The following is an 18,876-nucleotide window of genomic DNA, read 5'->3' as shown; positions in this document are numbered from 1 at the left end:
TTTACCATCAGCACTAATAGTTACATTACCTTTGATGTGTTTGTTTTCACCTTGTACAGTAACATGACCTTTACCATTAGCATCTATACTTGCAACAGTAGGCTTGTTAGTACCTTTTGTAATATCCATTTTTCCAGCTAGTGTAACTTCACCATTGACATTACCTTTTTGTCCTTTTATTGTTACTTCACCATTAGTATTAAAGTTACCATTAGCATCTATTTTTCCTTTTTCATTAGAAGATAAATTTCCACCAAAGCCAATGTTTACATTACCTTTTGCGTGTTTAGCATCTAGTGAAATATTAGTATTACCAGAAGCATTTGTATTTGTAGTTATTCCATCTTTAGAACCTGTTATACTATTTTCAACGTTTATTGTTGTATTACCAACATTAACTTGACCTTTTGAATGAGATTCAAGTTTAGGATTTACAAGTTTACCGTCTTTATCAACTTGTCCACCAAGATTTAAACCTATTTCTCCATTTCCATGATCACCTTTAAGTTTAGTTGAAGCTCCTACATTACCATTAGCTGTTGTGCCATCTTTTTTAGCGTCAACTGCAACATTACCTTCTACTTTTACATTAACTTCTGTTTCAGAAGTTTCATTTTTCTTACCATTTACAGATATATTATTAACTTTAGTTACAGTTTCTTGTTTCTTACTTTCATGAGTTACATTTAAGTTAGCACCAACAGTACCTGAATTATCATTTGGGTTGTATGTACCATTTACATTTGCAGTATATTCAGTCTTTTTGTCTGTTTTGTGTTTAATATTTAAATCTTTTCCTACATTAATTTGACCAGAGTTAGCTTCTACTTTGCTTCCTTGTACATTCATGTCTTTTTTAGTAGTTATATTAACTTCATTAGCTGTAATTTCAGATTTTGCATTTGTTACTTTTTTAGTTCCACTAGTAGTAGCACTTACTCCAACTGAACCTGATGTTTCGTTAGTCACTATATTATATTTTCCACCAACACTTACATTACCTTCAGTTTTGTTAGTCTTTTCAACTATGTTGCTACCATTAATATTTAAGTTTTCAGCTTCAATTGAAACCTTATTACCCTTAACTTTAGAACCATTAATGTTTACATCCTTATTAGAAGAGATTTCCACTTCTTTTGCACTAATAGTACTTTCTTTTATTGAAGTATAAAGTGCGTTAATATATTCAGGTTTGTATGAAATCATACCTTCAAGATCAACACTTATTCCTAATGTCTTAGGGTCAACACCATTTGCCTTTATGTCGGCTATAGCTTTTTTGATACTTTCAGTATTTTCTTTCAATGTCTTTTTAACATCTTTATATTTCTTTATTGCACCAGGTATATTTAAAAGATATTTAGTTATATTATCTCTTTCATCAACTAATTCCTTTATTGTTCCAACTATACCTAGAGTTTTTTCTTTAAATTTAGCATTTAGTACTAATTTACATAATTGAACAGCTGCTTCATATTTTTTAACTTCAGTTTTAGAACTTATTTCTACTCCATTTTTACCTTTAATCTTTACTGAATCTTTACCTTCAACATTAGAACCTTCAATCTTAACCTTATTATCTGCAGTTATTGAAATGTTTTTACCTTTTATGTTGCTTCCATTTTCAGTAGTTTCAGCAGAGTTAGTAGTTTTATGTTCTACACTATATTCATTATTTGAATTAGCAGATATACCATCTTTACCTAAATTAACACTTGCATTAACTTTTACTTTATGTATTTCACTTTCGTTGTGTTCTGTGTTTGTAGTCTTTTTACTTGTAATTTCTACATTTTCACCATGTATATTAACTGTATTACCTTCAACATCAGAACCTTCAATTTTAGTTTTCTTAGTAGCATTAATATTTACATCTTCACCTTGTATTTGTGATTTATTATTGCTTTCTTCAACCTTATGCCCTTTAGTCTTTTTGTATACTTCCATTTCTACATTAGCACTTATATCATTTTTTTGTACTCCACCAGAATAACTTCCTTGTAGATCACCTGCTAATAGATATCTAGATGCTGTATCAGTAGTTGTAGTATCTGTTTTACCAGATATATTAATTGAAGTACCTTCGATATTAATTTTTTTACCTTTAATTTTACTTCCAATCAAGTTAAATTCTTGATCTACTTTGGTACTTACATCACCTTTTGATAGGATAATAGAGCCTATACTCATATTTTCTTGTTTTTTGATTTTATTGTAATTTACACCAAGAATACCATTATCTACACCTATTCTTCTATCTAATTCATGTTTAATATTAGCTGTATTAATATTAACCTTATTAGCATTAATATTAATATTATTAGCTAGAAGTCCACTACCTTTAGTGTTTGTCTTCTTATACTCTATCTTTATATCTTTCCCAGATACAAAGCTTCCAACAGCTTGTTCTAATTTTTCATGATTTTTAATTTTTCTAAATGTTTCAGGTATATCGTAATTAGCGTTATATGTCTTTGAAATATTTTCTGCTTCAAGGTTGAAGTTATTACCTTTTAGATGAACTTTTCCATCTTTTGATTGTATGATAGAACCTTTTAATTTTAAGTTATCTACAGAAAGATTAATATCTTTATTACTTTGAATTATGCTACCAAGAATATTTTCTTTTTGCATACTTTCTTTTCCTCTATCAAAAAGAATTTCAGTTTCTTTTTTGCTTAGAATAGACATATCCTTAGCCTTTATATTAACCTTATCTGAATAAATTCCAGCATTGCTTAAATTAGCTTTGTCTGTAGTAATATTAATATTATTTGCTTCTATATTTTGCCCATTAATATTAAAGTTCTTAGAAGTAACTTGTATATTTTTACCTTTTAAAGAAATACCAGTATTCTTTTCATCAGATAAATTAACATTTTCAGCATTAATTGAAACACTATTACCAGATACTAGTGACTTGTTAACTGCAGCAATTTTAGTCTTTCTAGTCTTAGAATCTGTTCTTAAATCTCTTTCATAGTCTATGTCGTATTTAAGCATATAGTATTGACGAGAATTATTTATTTTATCTATATCAGCTCTCCAGCTAACATTTTCATATCCATCTTTTAATTCAATTTCATTTGATAAAGTGTTCTTATTTTCAAACTTCTTAGTTTTTATACTAACCTTATCTTTACCTAATATTAATGCATCCTTATTAATTACATTTTCTTTTGCTTCTAAGTTAACATTTTCTCCTAGTATTTTAGCTTGGTCAGCTTTTGTCTTACTTACTGCAAATGCTTCAAGTACTTTTTTACCACCAGCTTCAGTAGTGTAGAAATCTCCCTTATTTACAAAACCACTATCTATTTGTTTGTTTCTTAATTCTTGTCTTTCTTCTCTACTTAAAAGAGTATATTTATCTTCTTTGTCTAGTTCATCAAGTACAGCGTTAAATTTATCGTATAAAGAAGCACCTTGTCTTACATTCTTTTTTGTAAAATTAATATCATATACAAAACCACTTAATGTCTTTCCAGCGTTAGCTAAGAAAGTGTCACTAGGTGTTAAAGATTTGTGATATTTTTTCTTCCATTTACTATTAATATCTTCTAATGAGAATACCTTTCCATCAGGTGTTATCCACTTTATTTCATAACCACCTTTTGAAAAATCAACCTTACCTTCATTTGAAATATTTTTAGCTTTAATAGTTACATTTTTTTCAGAAGCAATAGTCCCTTTATTTGTTAATTCACCTTGTATATCTATATTTGTACTTTCTTTAGATAAAAGTTCATGTGTATCAACATTTAAGAACTTGTTAGGTGATGAAATTGTTATCTTGTTTGAATACATTGAACCTAATTTAGATGCATCAACTTTAGCATCATTGTTATTTGATCCTAAAATTACTCTAACTTCATCATTTGCCTTTATCTTACCTTCATTAATTAATTTAACAGTTAAAAGATCAATGAATTTTGAACCACTAAGACCGTTTTTAGTTATTCTAATATCTCCTTTTTCAACTGTAATGTTAAGATTGTCATCGATTTTACCAGTAGTTAATACGGCTTTTCGTATATTTTCTAATGTTAAACCGTCAACAACTAATCCATTTTCATTAGAAATATATACATCTAATTCGCTACCACTTGCGGCTTCTAAAAGGCCCTTAAGAGCTGACTTTTCAGTTCCATTTACTTTTAACAAGGCGACTTTAGCTTCATTGCTTGATAAATTTTCATTTTTAGAAATTTTTAGTCCCTTTGATGTTACATAATCTGAGTTACTGTTATTAAGAACAGTACCATTTTTTTCAACATCGAAATGTTTAAAATAGTTTACAGATACGCCATTTGAATTAGGTGTATCAATATCGATTACAGTAGTACCATTCATTTCTTTTACTTTTGTCTTGTTACTTTTGGTAGTGTCTACTATTGTTTTAGCCATAACCTCAGAACTTACTAAAGTAATTAAGAATAGTGCTAGTAATACTCTTCTAAATTTAGACATACGACCTCCTTATTTATTTATACCAATTTGTATTCCTAAACTTTTATTTTTCTCTTTATCTATACTATATTTTAGTTTAGCGAAAACATCTTTTATTCTCACGTCTATACCAATTCCCATACCAAGATTAATATATTTTTCTTCACCTTTTGCTACACAACCAGCTAATTGTACAAATGGTTGTAGTAGTATATCTTTTTCTGTTACAGGATACTTAAGTGTAAAACAAGTTGATAATGCGTAACTAGAGTTAGGTATATTAAGTGGTATATCATTTATACTATTTATATCTTTTGAAAACATATATCTAGAATCGTTATTATTATTCAATGAAGCAAAGACTTGTGTTGTATTATCGAGATATTTTGTTTTGAAATTAGCATTTACATCAAAGGTTACAGGAAAATGCTGAGTTTCAAACTCTTTATTATGCATATATCCTAAACCAACTTTTGTTTGTAAATTAGTGTTTAAAATTGAATTTTTAAAGACATGCACATTATTATATTCCAAATTCACATCATTGTCAAAGTAAATTTTATCTTTTACTTTAATGTCAGAAACATACTCCTTGGATATATTTAATTTTGTTGATGTTTCTAAACTTAAATTTTTTAATTTATCTTTATACAAATCCTTAGATACAGATAAAGATACTTCATGTGAAGTGCTGTTTCCCTGTTCACTTATTTTTTGTGTAGTATAGAAGTAGGATAGATCTACCACACTAGAATGTATAGGCAAAGAGTAGCTAAGTCCTACATATTTACTTTTATTTAAAATGCTAAAATTAGTTGAGAATTTATCATTTAAGTAAAAAGGTTGTAGTATTGATAAGTTTATATTGTATTTAAATTTATCTGTATATGAGGCGACAACTCCGAATTTAAGCTTTCTTTTTGCAGTATTATTAACGATAATATCAGAATAAAAATCTTTATTTGGAGTCTTTCTTATCTCTATCTTTATATCATTATTCTCTAATCTTTCATACTCAGATACTATTTTATCTATATCAGATATATTAAGTATCTTACCTTCTAAACTTTCTAAACCTAGTAACTTCTTTTTAATATCAGCATTGGCTTCTTTTAAAATCACCTTGTTAATATATCCAGGTTTTACGCATATTTCACCATTAACTTGTGTTATTTGTGAACTCACATATCCCTTGTTTAGCATTTCAAGAGTTAATTTATTTAATTCTCTTTTTAAATCTTCTTCATTTTCAAAAGAAAGATATTTTTCATCTAAAATATTGTATTTATCACTAATCAATATATTTTTTGCTGACAAAATATATGGGAATAGCAAGAAAAGTAGTATTTTTTTCATATTTCTCCTTTCTGGATAATATATTATATACTAAAAAAGCATAAAAAAAGTGCTTTAGTTTTAACTAAGGCACACGGATTGAAAAAAACATTATTATTAACTACTATTATTCTTATTTATACATAAAGTATATCACGCAAATCTTAGAATACGATTAGAAACGCCTTATATATTTCATATAAATAAAAAGGATAGGAGTTTTTTCCCCCTATCCAACAAATATTAATTCTCTTGGTGATTTAGTTATTCTTTCATGACCATCTTTAGTTATTAGTATATCATCTTCTATTCTAACACCACAGAAGTTTTCAATATATATACCAGGTTCTACAGTCATAACCATGTTTTCTTGTAATTTGTCATCACAAGCTCTTGAACAGTAAGGAGGTTCGTGAACTTCTAAACCAAAGCTATGTCCTAAGCTGTGTCCAAAGTACTTATCCATGTCTCCATTTTTCTTGAAGTAATCTCTAACAGCATATTCTACACTTGAACCAATTACTCCAGGTTTAAGCATTTCTATACCCATGCTTTGTCCTTCATATACTAAGTCATATATTCTCTTTTGTTCACTAGATATTTTATCCTTGTCACCGAAGAATATTGTTCTTGTCATATCTGATGCATATCCATTATACAAACAACCAAAGTCCATAGTTATGAATTCATTACGTTGTATCTTTTTGTCACTTGCTACACCATGTGGCATAGATGATCTATGACCACTAGCAACTATTGTTTCAAATGATTTATCTTCAGCACCATTTAGTCTTTGTATATATTCTAAGTGAGCAGCAATTTCTTTTTCAGTAATTCCTTCTTTTATGATTTTTAGAGTTTCACTAAATGCTATGTCAGTTATACTTGCAGCTTTTTTTAAATATTCAATTTCTTTTTGACTCTTTATTTGTCTTGCATTTAACATTTCATTACCAGCTGGAACTAATTCTACATTTGGTAGAGCTTTAGAATACATTTGATAATCGCTGTATGACATAGATAAATCATCAAATCCTAATCTTTTAACATTATGTTTTTCTACACCTTCAATAATATTGTCTATTGCTCTTCTTTCAATACGAACAAAAGTAAATCCATAAGGTTTAGTTTGTAAAGTTGCTTGTTCTATATATCTAAAGTCAGAATAGAAATATTTTTTTTCCTTAGTTATTAGTGCTTGTCCAGTAGTTCCTGTGAACCCTGTGAAATATCTTTTGTTGTAATAATCGGTTAAAAGTAAACCGTCTATGTTAAGATCTGAAAAAATCTTTTGTATTTTTTCGTTCATAATTCCTCCTATAATATCTTATTTAATTTTTTATTAATTTCCTTATAGTTCTTAAAATATTTATCGATGTATAAGTAGAAGTCTTTGCTGTGATTTGGGTGAACTAAATGTGCAATTTCGTGTATTATTACAGAGTCTATCTCAGTTAAACTTTTTTTCATAAGCTCTATATTCAATGTTATCTTTCTTTTTGCAGGAGTACAAATACCCCATTTAGTTTTCATAACACTCAAACGTAGTTCTTTTATACTACCGTTGTTAGTCAAATTTAAGTAGTAGTCCATACGCTTTTTAAAAAGAATTTTGGCATTTGCATAGTATATTTTAGTATATACAATGTTTTTTATACTTTCTTTATCCACTTTATCTGTATGTATCTCTACTACATTTTCATTGATATTGATTAAAAATTTTTGACTTTGAAATACACGAAGAGTGTATATTTTTCCTAGGTAGAGTATAAGGGAAGTGTCGGTGTAAAGTTCTAGATTGTTTTTAGCATTTGTAAATTTCTTGAATGTACTAACATTTTTTTCTATCCAGTCTCTTTTCTTTATCAAAAAATCTTCTATATATTTTTCATGTAAATTAAGAGGTGCTGATATGTACACACTACCATCTTGTCTAATTCTCACGTTTATATTCTTAACCCTTTTTCTTTCTATTTCATAGCCAAGTATCTTCATTCTTTAATTCACTTTCAATTGTCTCTCTTATCTTACTGTTAAAAAACTTATTAAGAAAAGAATCGAAGCTCTCCTTATTATACTTCTTTATTCCAGATAAAATTTTCATAGAATTTTTAAAATCTTTAACTTTTACAAGTTCATTCTCAGTGTATACTGATATCTTTAGGTCTATTATCCCAATATTTCCTGTACTACGTTGCATAGCAATTTTCAAACAATTGACCATAGCTATTTTTGCATCTTTAAAGTTAATTACAAATCTATTATTTAAAATTCCAAGGTCATTTTTAACTACTAAAGTTTCTTTAAAAAAAGACCTAATGTAATTAATTAAATTCATTTTAATACTCCTAAAAAATAGCTGATAGCAAAAGTTGTCTTACTGTCTACTGATGTTTTTAGTATTTCTTTAGTACTCATTTTAACCACAGTAATATCTTCTCCTAAATCTAAATGTTGTTCTTTAGGTTTGGCATCTTTTTTTAGTACCCCAGCATAGTAATACAGTTTTTCTGTTGTATATCCTGGACTTACATATTGTGCGTTTTCTAGTTTTACAAATCTAGAAAAGTCTGATTTAGAAAATCCAGTTTCTTCAAGTATTTCTCTATATACAGCATGTATTGGTTCTTCACCTTTATCTATTAACCCAGCTACTATTTCTAGTAATAATCCGTCACAACCAGGTCTATATTGCTTAACTAAATATACATTTTCTAATGTATTATCAAATATTACAGCACATACAGCATCTTGTTTAACTAAATATTCTAGTGTTATCTTTGTAGTTGGATGTATCTTAGTTTCTCCTATTAAAAATTTAAAATTTTGTCTTATACCTTCCATTTTTTGTCCTTTCTATGATGAAATTTTACTATATCTACAACTTTTAGTCAAATATGGATATTTTTAGGTATTTTTGATATAATTAGAGATAATATGACAAAGTTAGGAGAATGAATGGGGAAGATAATTTTATCAATAGTAATGGTAATATTTACAGGTGTGATAATCTACGTATTATCTAAAAAGTACAAATTAAACAAAAATCAAAAGATAATATTTTGGATGTTAGTCCTATTTTGGACAAGTATTAGTATAATAAGGGCATATAGGAAGGTGTATATAGTAGACCCAATAAGTATGGGAGGACTTGGAGGTAGTCTAATAATTGCTTCTCAAGTTACATCTGCATATGGACTTATTAGCTGTATAGTAAGACTTCCAGTATTTTTTTTAACAGATATATTACAAAAAAGAAAAGTATTTATACAAATTGCTATGGGGATAATAGTAGTAACGTCGTTTACAGTGTTTAAAAGACCAAGTATAGAGGCGGTATATTATTCTTCATTAGCTATGGGATTAGGTGCATCTATGCTAGCAGTATTTAATGTAATGTTTTCTGAAACATTTTCTGAAAGTAATGCATCAGTATCAGCGTCTATTTTAGCAGTTGCTCCTCTATTAGCAGAATTTATGGCAGCACCTATACAGTATATAGGGACATATGGGAGTTACAAGAACTACAATTATCTTTGGCTATTTTCTTGTACCATAGGTCTAATCTCTTTTATCATCAGTATGAATATGAGAGAAATCGAGAACAAATCACAATTTTCAAGAGAAAAAGTTAGAATAGTCCTAACAAACAAAAGATTTTTAGTGGTTTGTGTGATAGGGATAATAATATCATTTGTAAAGTTTTCAACAAGTGGTCCTAATATGATAGTGTATGCTAGAAAGTACTTAAATATGCCAGCAATAATGCTAGCGTATCTTGATACTATGTTTGCAACACCACAGTTAATAGCAAGTGTATTAGTTGGTACATATTTTAAGAAAAAATTAGGTATAGAAAAGACACTATTACTAAGTCTTGGAAGCTTTTTGTGCTTTTATGCAATAATCCTATTTACCAACAATCCATACTTAGCCTTTTTTGGATATATATTTAATGGCTTTGGTTATGGTGGAACATATATTTCACTTATCTCAATAGCACTACAATATTTTGAACAAAAGAATAGAAATATTAGTATGGGTATATTTCAAGCATTTTTTGCCTTTGGAATATTTTTTGGTGATAGAATATATGTAGTACTTTCAAAGTCAGTAAAAGAAGATCCAAAGATAATTTTTGTAATAGTTACAATAATTACAATAATCAGTATGTTGGTTGTATTTTTTAAGTTAGTTGTAAAGCAAGGTGTAAGAAATGAAAGATAATACAACTCCTTTAATGAAGCAATATCATGAAATAAAGGGAAAGTATAAAGATGAGATATTAATGTTTAGATTGGGAGACTTTTATGAGATGTTCTTTAACGATGCAATAATAGCATCTAAGGTCTTAGGTTTAACATTAACCAAGAGAAATAGAGAAAAAGGTGAGGATGTTCCTTTAGCAGGAGTTCCATACCACAGTGTTAGTGGATATATCTCAAAATTGGTTGATGCAGGTTACAAGGTCGCAATATGTGAGCAGATGGAAGATCCTAAACTTGCAAAAGGTATAGTAAAAAGAGAAGTTATTAAAGTCATTACTCCAGGTACTGTAATAGATGTAGAAAATTTGGATGCAAAGTCTAATAACTACATAGCTTGTGTTATTACAGAAAATGATAAGGCATATTTTTCTTATGTGGATATAACGACAGGGGTGTTTAATGCGTGTATAGTAGATACAAAAAATATTAATTCATTAATATATATGCTAGATGTAAAAGAACTATTAATGACAAAGTATACTTATCCTAATGTTAAGGAATATTTGAATGGGAAAGAAATAAGTACGAGTATAATAGACAAGCCTAAAAATTCTGTGGAATTTTTAAGTAGCTATTTTTCTTTGACTAGTCTTGATAGTTTTGGGTTAGATGATAAGACATTAATAGATTCATGTGCAGGTTTACTAGAGTATATATTAGAAACACAGATTAATGTGGATATAAACATACCGAAGATTACGGTAATAAATGATGGTAATTATGCTGGTATAAATATTAATACATCAAAGAATTTGGAGTTAATAAAGAATCAGAGAGATAAAACAAGCTATGGTAGTCTTTTATGGGTACTAGATAAGTGTAAAACAGCTATGGGTACAAGACTTTTAAAAGAATATATTAACTATCCTTTAATAGATAAGGATAAGATAATAGAAAGACAAAAAGATGTTAAATACTTGATAGATAATACACTTTTAAGAGAAGACTTAAGAGAGAATTTAGCTAGTACTTATGATATGCAAAGAATATTAAGTAAAATAGTATTTGGTAATGAAAATGCAAAGGACATTAGAGCCCTATACTATACTTTCAAAAGCTATATTAAAATAATAGAACTATGGCCTGAAAAGTTCTCTAGTATTAAAACAGATTTTTTAGGAGAATTATGTAATGAAATAGACAGGTATTTAGTTCTAGATCCACCATTTTCTGTAAGAGAAGGCGGTATGATAAATGAAAACTTTAATCCTTTAATTAGTGAATTAAATATGATACTTAAACATGGTAAAGAGTATTTGGTGAATATAGAGCAAGAGGAAAAAGAAAAAACAGGGATTAAGTTTTTAAAGATTAAGTATAACAAGGTGTTTGGTTACTTTATTGAAGTGTCAAAAACGAATATAAAGGATGTTCCGAGTAGATATGTTAGAAAGCAAACATTAGCAAATTGTGAGAGATATATAACAGAAGAGCTAAAGGAATACGAGGATAAGATAATTAATGCTAAGGCTAGATTAGTAGAGTTAGAGTATAACTTGTTTAAAGAATTAAGCAATCTTATCAAACAAGAAAAAGATGTCTTGCTACAATTGTCTAATATAGTGGCGTATATAGATGTAATGGCATCATATGCATTTGTTAGTATAAGCAATGGATATTGTTTACCTGAATTTAATGATGAGGGAGTAATACACATACTAAACGGTAGACACCCAATAGTAGAACAACTTATCTCCACTCAGTTTATAGAAAACGATGTACATTTTACCAAAGAAAAGAACTTCATAATACTAACAGGGCCTAATATGGCAGGTAAATCAACATATATGAAACAAATAGCACTAATATGTATAATGGCACAAATTGGAATGTATGTTCCAGCAAAATCAGCAAATCTATGCATAGTAGATAAGTTTTTAACAAGAATAGGTGCTAGTGATGATATATTAACTGGGCAAAGTACATTTATGGTTGAAATGAGTGAAGTTTCACAAATATTAAATACTGCTACAAGTAAGAGTCTTATCATACTAGATGAAGTTGGTCGTGGAACATCAACATATGATGGTATGGCACTAGCTACAGCAATATCATCATATATACATGATAATATTCGTGCAAAAACAATATTTGCAACACACTACCATGAATTAAATGAGTTAGAATCTAAGTATGAAAGAGTGGTAAATTACAGAATAAATGTGGAAGAAAAGAATTCTCGTGTAATTTTCTTGAGAACAATAACTTGTGGAAGTGCTGATAAATCTTATGGAACATATGTTGCTAAATTAGCTGGTTTACCTCAAAGTATATTAAGAGAGTCTAAGCTAATACTTTCTAAGTTAGAAGATAGAAACAACATGGTTGTGAAAAATGAGAATATAGGGCAATTATCTCTATTTGATAATCCTAGTTATGTAGAAAAAGTGAATGAAGAAAAAAGAAATGAAGAATTAGAAGAATTAAGAGATGAAATTAAACAGATAGATATTAATAATATAACACCATTAAAGGCATTAAATATCTTACAAGACTTAAAGGACTTTGTTAACAATATTGAATAGGTGTGGTATAATAATTGAAAAAAGCAATAGGAAGGAAAAAATTATGACTGGTAATGAATTAAGAAGAAGCTTTATAGAATTTTTTGAAAGTAAGAAACATCAACATTTTGAGAGTGCTTCATTGATACCAGAAGATAAAACTCTACTTTTAACAGTAGCAGGTATGGTACCATTTAAGAAGTTCTTTTTAGGAGAAAAAAAGGCTCCTACAAAAAGAGTAACAACATATCAAAAATGTATAAGAACTAATGACTTGGAAAATGTTGGAAGAACACCAAGACACCATACTTTTTTTGAAATGTTAGGGAATTTCTCATTTGGAGATTACTTTAAAAAAGAAGCAATTTGTTGGTCATGGGAATATATAACAGAAGTGTTGAAAATAGATAAAGACAGACTTTATGTTTCAGTGTACAAGACTGATGATGAAGCATACAACATATGGAAAGATGAAATAGGTATAGACCCAACACATATAGTTAGATTAGGTGATGAAGATAACTGGTGGGCAGCAGGACCTATAGGTTCTTGTGGACCTTGTAGTGAAATATATTATGACACTTTAAATATGGGTAAAAACAATGAAGAAATAAATTGCAAGCCTGGAGATGAAGGAGATAGATTCCTTGAAATATGGAATTTAGTATTTACTGAATGGAATAGAAAAGAAGATGGAAGTTTAGTTCCATTACCAGAAAAGAATATAGATACAGGAGCAGGATTAGAAAGAGTTGCCTCTGTTGTACAACATAAGTCTAATAACTTTGATACAGATATATTTGAAAAGATAATTAAGAGTATTAAGGATGTAGTAAACTTAACTGAAAAAGATAATACAGCAATTAGAATAATAGCAGACCACGTAAGAGCAGCTACATTTTTAATTTGTGATGGAGTATTACCATCAAATGAAGGAAGAGGATATATTTTAAAGAAATTAATAAGAAGAGCTTATGGTGCTGGAAGTATTGCAAATAAGGAAATATTTAATAAGGGTGAAACTTTCTTGTATAAGATAGTAGATTCTGTAGTTGAAACTATGAAAGAAGCTTATCCAGAATTAGTAGATAAAAAAGAAGAAATTAAAGATGTTATACAATCTGAAGAAGAAAAATTTGCTAAGACATTAAAAGCTGGAACAGAATTACTTTTAGATGATATAACTAAAGGGATAAAAATAGATGGAAGTACAACATTTAAGTTATACGATACATTTGGTTTCCCATTTGAATTAACTAAGTTAGTGTGTGAACAACATAATATAGAAGTTTCTGAAGAAGAGTTTAATAAGAAGTTAGAAGAACAAGTGCAAAGATCAAAAAGCTCAAGAGTAGTTATGAGTGATATGATAAAAGATGAATTTATCTCTAATTTCTACAAACAACATGGTGAAACTAAGTTTACTGGTTATGAAACTCTAAAAGATAGAGCAGAAATTCTGCATATATCAAAAAAAGATGAAGATACATATGAAATGATATTTGATAAGACACCATTTTATGCTGCTCAAGGTGGACAAGTAAGTGACCATGGAGTGATATATAACGATAGTTTCAAGGCAACAGTTAAAGATTTAATAAAGAAGTCTGATATATTCATTCACTATGTTACAATCGATGGTGAAATACCTAGTGTTGGAGATATAGTAGAACTAGAAGTAGATAAAGACTTTAGATCTAAGACAATGAGAAACCATACAGCAACACATATCTTACATAGAGCAGTAAAAGAAATCTTAGGAGATCATGTTAATCAAGCAGGTTCACTAGTATATGATAAGGGATTAAGATTTGACTTTACTTATGGTAAGGCAATAGATAAAGAAACTCTAAGAAAAATTGAAAGAAGAGTTAATGAAATCATACAAAAAGATATGAAACTAGAAGTTACTAACACAACAAAGGATGTTGCTGATAAAATGGGTGCAATAGCCTTGTTTGATGAAAAGTATAAGGATATAGTTAGAGTAGTAGATATAGTTGGATATTCAGCAGAACTTTGTGGAGGAACACACTGTCCTAGCACAGGAGTTATAGGTTCTTTCTATATTCTATCTGAACAAGCAAAAGCGAGTGGAGTTAGAAGAATAGAAGCTGTAACAGGATTTGGTGCATATGATTATGTAAACGAAAGTAGAGATTTACTACAAAATGTTGCAGATGAATTTAAGACTGATGTACATCAATTACAAGATACAGTTAAAAAGAGCATAGAAAAAAATACAGAATTAGAAAAAGAAGTTGAAAGCTTAAAAGATGAATTAATAAGTCATAAAATATCTGGAATAATTAGTGAAAAGAAGGATATAAATGGAGTAAGTCTAATAGTTAAAAAGGTAAAAGCAGAACAAAAAGACTTAAAGACTTATATAGACAAGATAAAGAATAAAGTAGATAACGTAATAGTTCTACTTGCAACAGTAAATGATGATAAAATAGGATTTGCTTGTGGAGTATCAAAAGAATTAACTAAGAAGTATAAGGCAGGAGATATAGTTAAGACAGTAGCCCAAATTACAGGTGGTAATGGTGGTGGAAAACCAGACTTTGCACAAGCAGGTGGTAAAGATGTTGCAAAATTAAATGAAGCATTAGAAAAAGTAGAAAATATATTATGTTAAAGAGGTAATCATGCTAGGAGCTATTATAGGTGATATTGTTGGGTCACGTTTTGAGTTTAATAATTATAGGAAAAAAGATTTTGAGTTCTTTTCAAAGGAATGCTTTTTTACTGATGATAGCATTATGAGTTTAGCTATTGCTAAAGCACTAATGGAGAGTAAAAAAGATTATTCAGATTTAAAAGAGAAAGCTATTTACTATATGCAAACTATAGGTAGAAATTATCCAGATTGTGGGTATGGACTTAACTTTTTTGATTGGATATTCTATAACCCTAAACCATATAATAGCTTTGGTAATGGTGCTGCTATGAGAATAAGTGCTGTGGGATTTTTATCAAAAGACTTAGAAGAAGCAGTGAAATTATCTGATATTGTAACAGGTGTAAGTCATAATCATCCTGAAGGTATAAAGGGTGCAAGAGCTATAGCGTGTTGTATATATCTTGCTAGAATAGGTAAAAGAAAAGAAGAAATCAAAGAATATGTAATTAAAAATTACTATAACATCGACTTTAAATTAGATGAAATAAGAGACAGTTATGAATTTAATGAAACTTGTCAAAATAGTGTTCCACAAGCCCTAGAAGCATTTTTTGAATCTAATAGTTTTGAAGATGCAATAAGAAATGCAATTTCAATTGGTGGAGATAGTGATACTATAGGTGCTATTTGTGGAGGCGTTGCACAGGCATATTATGGTATAGAAAAAAGTATGCAAGAGGAAGCAAAAAAATTTTTAGATAAACCATTACTTAAAATACTAGAAGATTTTGAGAAATATATAGAAGGAAGATAATGAAGTATATAGGGATTGATTATGGAGATACAAGGGTAGGCATTTCTACTTGTGATACACTTGAGATATTAGCTACTGGATATTGTACGATAAATAGGCAAAAAGAAGATGCTATAACAAGGATATTAGAAATTTGTAAGGAAGAAAATAGCTACGAGTTAGTAATAGGTAAACCTTTAAGACTTAATGGTAATAGTGAAATACAGGTAGAAAAGGTAGAAAAGTTTTCACTAGAATTAAAGAAAAAAGAACCTAAAATCAATATATATTATATTGATGAAAGATTGACAACAAAACAAGCTGAATTCTATTTAAGAACTTCTAAGAAAAATGCTAAGCAAAAAAGACAAGTTGTTGATCAGGTAGCAGCAACAATAATATTACAGACATTTTTAGATAAAAAAAAGATTATGAATAAGAAAAATTGGACCGAATAAGTCCAATTTTTTATACAATTTTTTTACCATGAAATTGGTCTGTATGTAATATATTACTTAAGTACTCTAGATTATCTTTTGTAACTTTACCTGCAGCAACTATAGTTATTTTATCTCTACATTTTTCAATTAAAGAATTAATAATATCACTACCTTCAATAGCAGTATTTTTTGTACCAGAAGTAAGGATTCTATTAACTCCAAGGGTATATAGTGTATCAACTAAATCTAAAGGGTTTTTAGTTTCATCAATTGCCTTATGAAAAACAATATTTAAAGGTTTTGCTACATCACATAATATTTTCATATTTTCAATATCTAATGTGTTGTCTTCTTTTAAAACACCAAACACAACAGATTCAACACCTAGTTGTTTACAAACTTTGATGTCCTCTATCATAACTTCAATTTCTTCTTTAGTGTATGTAAAGTTCCCACCACGAGGTCTTATCATACAAGCTATAGGTATATTTAGTATATCAATATATTTTTTAATAGTCCCATACGATGGAGTTGTTCCACCCTCTTCTAAATTATCACAAAGTTCAATTCTATTTGCACCATTTTTTTGTGCAAGTAGAGCTTCTTTTATTGAACCTATACAAGCTTCTTTAATCATGTCTTCCTCTTATTATATCAATTAATTTATCTGTACTTTGAGCACCTGATGTAACAAATTTATTGTTTATATACAAACTAGGAGAAGCCATTACTCTTTTTTCTCTTACTTCATCAATATATTCGTTACCGTCTATAGTATTCACTCTAATATTTTTGTTAACTAGAGCTATTCTATTTAAAGATTGTACAACATCAGGGCAGAATGTACAAGATAGACTGATAAATACATCTATATTTATTTTATCATGTATATCTTTTACAAAATCTATTTGGCTTTGTGTTAATTTTTCACCTAAACCAAATATTGATAATATTGCTAGTATAAAGCTATTAAATTCATGACCACCAGGTATGCCAGAGAATACAATGCCAGTAGCAGTATTACCATCAAATATTTCAAAAGAATTATCACGACAATCTAAGTTATCATCTTTTTCAATTTTTAAATTTTCATTTAAAGTTATTATTTCATTTAAAAATTCATTCATTTTATCATTAGTATTTTTTGTATGAAAAACAATAGGTCTTGTGATATTCTTGAAATACTCTCTTAGTTGTCCCTTTATATTTTCATCTAAGAGCATTATAGTTTACCTACTAAATCAAGACCTGGTTTTAGAGTTTCTTCTCCTTCTTTCCATTTTGCAGGGCAAACTAGTCCTGGGTGTTCTGCTATGAACTTAGCAGCAGTAGCTTTTCTTAATATTTCACTTGCTTCTCTACCAACTCCATCAGCTGTGATATCACAAGCAACGATTTCACCTTCTGGATTTACAATGAAAGCACCTCTATTAGCTAATCCAGTTTCTTCATCATAAACATCAAACATACGTGCTAATTTACCAGTTTTATCTCCTATCATAGAGTATTGTATCTTATTTATTCTTTCAGATGTATCATGCCATGCTTTATGACAGAAATGAGTATCTGTACTTACAGAGAATACTTTGAATCCTAAGTGCTTGAATTCTAAATAGTGATCTTGTAAATCTTCTAATTCTGTTGGACATACAAATGTAAAGTCAGCAGGATAGAAGAAGAATAGTGACCAACTACCTAATATATCTTTTTCAAAGTTAATTACATCTAAACTTTCGTTGTGATAAGCATTAACTGTAAAATCTTCTAATTTTTTTCCGATTATTGCCATAATTATACCTCTTTCCTTCAATATATTTCTATTTTAGTACAACTTTTATATTATGTCAAGTATATTTTACAAAGAAAAAAGTTGACATTTTTTATTTTCAAGGTATACTTTGCGTAGAAGGTTATTTACTTACATATTATAGAGAGCGGTTTATGTCGTCACATTTTTGTGTGATTGAGTATAAGCCATTTTTTTTAGATTTTTTTTGGAGAAAAACATGTTAAAAGAGATAATAAGAGAAAAAAATTATGCATTTTATACCTCAGCTTCATCATGGGAAGATGCTTTAAGAAAAAGTTGTCAAGCACTGGTGGATAATAAGGTTGTAAGTGATAAGTACAGTGAAGAAGTAATAGAATGTATAAAAAAATATGGGCCGTATATAGTAATAGAACCTGGTATTGCAATGCCACATTCAACAGAACAAGGTGAAAATGTATATAATACAAAGATTTCTTTCACAAAATTTGAAGAGCCCGTAAAATTTGATGATGAAAATGAGGCAACCTTATTTTTCACATTAGCATCTAAAGACAAAGAAGTTCATATAGAAAACATACAAAAATTAATGGAAGTCTTATTGAACGACGAATTAAAAGAAGAATTATTTAAAATTAATAATATTGAAGATTTAAAGAAATTATCAGAGAAATATGATATATAGTGGAGGTA

The 18,876-nt window shown here is 28.7% G+C and carries 15 protein-coding genes; 6 read left to right on the top strand and 9 right to left on the bottom strand.

All coding sequences use genetic code 11. The features are described 5' to 3' along the window. The 6 genes from IMK15_RS02240 to IMK15_RS02215 all read right to left on the bottom strand — a co-directional run. Nucleotides 1-4,470, bottom strand: a 4,470-nt coding sequence (locus IMK15_RS02240) for a hemagglutinin repeat-containing protein (protein ID WP_192941724.1), incomplete at its 3' end; no start/stop codon positions are given. 9 nt (nt 4,471-4,479) lie between these two features. Next, entirely contained in the window at nt 4,480-5,805 is a 1,326-nt protein-coding gene (locus tag IMK15_RS02235) for a ShlB/FhaC/HecB family hemolysin secretion/activation protein (protein ID WP_192941723.1), read from the bottom strand. 208 nt (nt 5,806-6,013) lie between these two features. Next, a complete protein-coding gene (locus IMK15_RS02230) occupies nt 6,014-7,093 on the bottom strand; it encodes a M24 family metallopeptidase (RefSeq protein WP_046329140.1) in 1,080 nt (359 codons plus the stop codon). Between the two features lie 8 nt (nt 7,094-7,101). Beyond that, on the bottom strand, nt 7,102-7,779 hold the full coding sequence (locus IMK15_RS02225; protein WP_192941722.1) for a M48 family metallopeptidase: 678 nt from the start codon (nt 7,777-7,779) through the stop codon (nt 7,102-7,104). Further along, nucleotides 7,760-8,122, bottom strand: a complete 363-nt coding sequence (locus tag IMK15_RS02220) for a hypothetical protein (protein ID WP_046329138.1) — start codon at nt 8,120-8,122, stop codon at nt 7,760-7,762. The genes IMK15_RS02225 and IMK15_RS02220 overlap by 20 nt, the downstream gene beginning before the upstream one ends. After that, nucleotides 8,119-8,628, bottom strand: coding sequence for an NUDIX hydrolase (locus tag IMK15_RS02215; protein ID WP_046329137.1), 510 nt, complete (start codon nt 8,626-8,628; stop codon nt 8,119-8,121). Before IMK15_RS02215 ends, IMK15_RS02220 begins: the two co-directional genes overlap by 4 nt. 114 nt (nt 8,629-8,742) lie before the next feature. Between IMK15_RS02215 and IMK15_RS02210 the strand changes: the two genes are divergently transcribed. From IMK15_RS02210 to ruvX, 5 genes are read left to right on the top strand one after another with little or no spacing between them, the layout of a single operon-like run. Next, nucleotides 8,743-10,011, top strand: a complete 1,269-nt coding sequence (locus IMK15_RS02210) for an MFS transporter (RefSeq protein ID WP_226869163.1) — start codon at nt 8,743-8,745, stop codon at nt 10,009-10,011. Beyond that, entirely contained in the window at nt 10,001-12,577 is a 2,577-nt protein-coding gene (gene mutS, locus IMK15_RS02205; protein WP_192941721.1) for a DNA mismatch repair protein MutS, read from the top strand. The genes IMK15_RS02210 and mutS overlap by 11 nt, the downstream gene beginning before the upstream one ends. Nucleotides 12,578-12,620: 43 nt before the next feature. After that, nucleotides 12,621-15,197: an alanine--tRNA ligase gene (alaS, locus tag IMK15_RS02200; protein WP_192941720.1), complete on the top strand. Its 2,577-nt coding sequence runs from the start codon at nt 12,621-12,623 to the stop codon at nt 15,195-15,197. A 10-nt stretch (nt 15,198-15,207) separates the two neighbouring features. Then, nucleotides 15,208-15,996: an ADP-ribosylglycohydrolase family protein gene (locus tag IMK15_RS02195; protein ID WP_192941719.1), complete on the top strand. Its 789-nt coding sequence runs from the start codon at nt 15,208-15,210 to the stop codon at nt 15,994-15,996. Then, complete coding sequence (ruvX, locus tag IMK15_RS02190) at nt 15,996-16,433, top strand: Holliday junction resolvase RuvX (protein ID WP_226869162.1); 438 nt, start codon at nt 15,996-15,998, stop codon at nt 16,431-16,433. The genes IMK15_RS02195 and ruvX overlap by 1 nt, the downstream gene beginning before the upstream one ends. 10 nt (nt 16,434-16,443) lie before the next feature. Here ruvX and IMK15_RS02185 read toward each other — a convergent pair whose 3' ends face one another. Genes IMK15_RS02185 through ahpC form a run of 3 tightly spaced genes read right to left on the bottom strand, consistent with a single transcriptional unit; the run spans nt 16,444 to nt 18,204 of the window. Beyond that, nucleotides 16,444-17,052 carry a copper homeostasis protein CutC gene (locus IMK15_RS02185; protein ID WP_192941718.1) on the bottom strand — a complete coding sequence of 203 codons (609 nt, stop codon included), beginning with the start codon at nt 17,050-17,052 and terminating at the stop codon, nt 16,444-16,446. Then, entirely contained in the window at nt 17,045-17,638 is a 594-nt protein-coding gene (locus IMK15_RS02180) for a thioredoxin family protein (protein WP_192941717.1), read from the bottom strand. The genes IMK15_RS02185 and IMK15_RS02180 overlap by 8 nt, the downstream gene beginning before the upstream one ends. Beyond that, nucleotides 17,638-18,204, bottom strand: a complete 567-nt coding sequence (gene ahpC / locus IMK15_RS02175) for an alkyl hydroperoxide reductase subunit C (RefSeq protein ID WP_192941716.1) — start codon at nt 18,202-18,204, stop codon at nt 17,638-17,640. Before ahpC ends, IMK15_RS02180 begins: the two co-directional genes overlap by 1 nt. Before the next feature lie 217 nt (nt 18,205-18,421). On the opposite strand from ahpC, the gene IMK15_RS02170 reads away from it, so the two are divergent. Next, nucleotides 18,422-18,868, top strand: a complete 447-nt coding sequence (locus tag IMK15_RS02170; protein WP_046329129.1) for a PTS sugar transporter subunit IIA — start codon at nt 18,422-18,424, stop codon at nt 18,866-18,868. The last annotated feature ends 8 nt before the right edge of the window (nt 18,869-18,876 follow it).

This window comes from Sneathia sp. DSM 16631, from assembly GCF_014892235.1.
Lineage (GTDB): Bacteria > Fusobacteriota > Fusobacteriia > Fusobacteriales > Leptotrichiaceae > Sneathia > Sneathia vaginalis.
The sequence above is the reverse complement of the archived record's forward strand: the minus strand, read 5'-3'. Positions and strand labels throughout refer to the sequence as shown.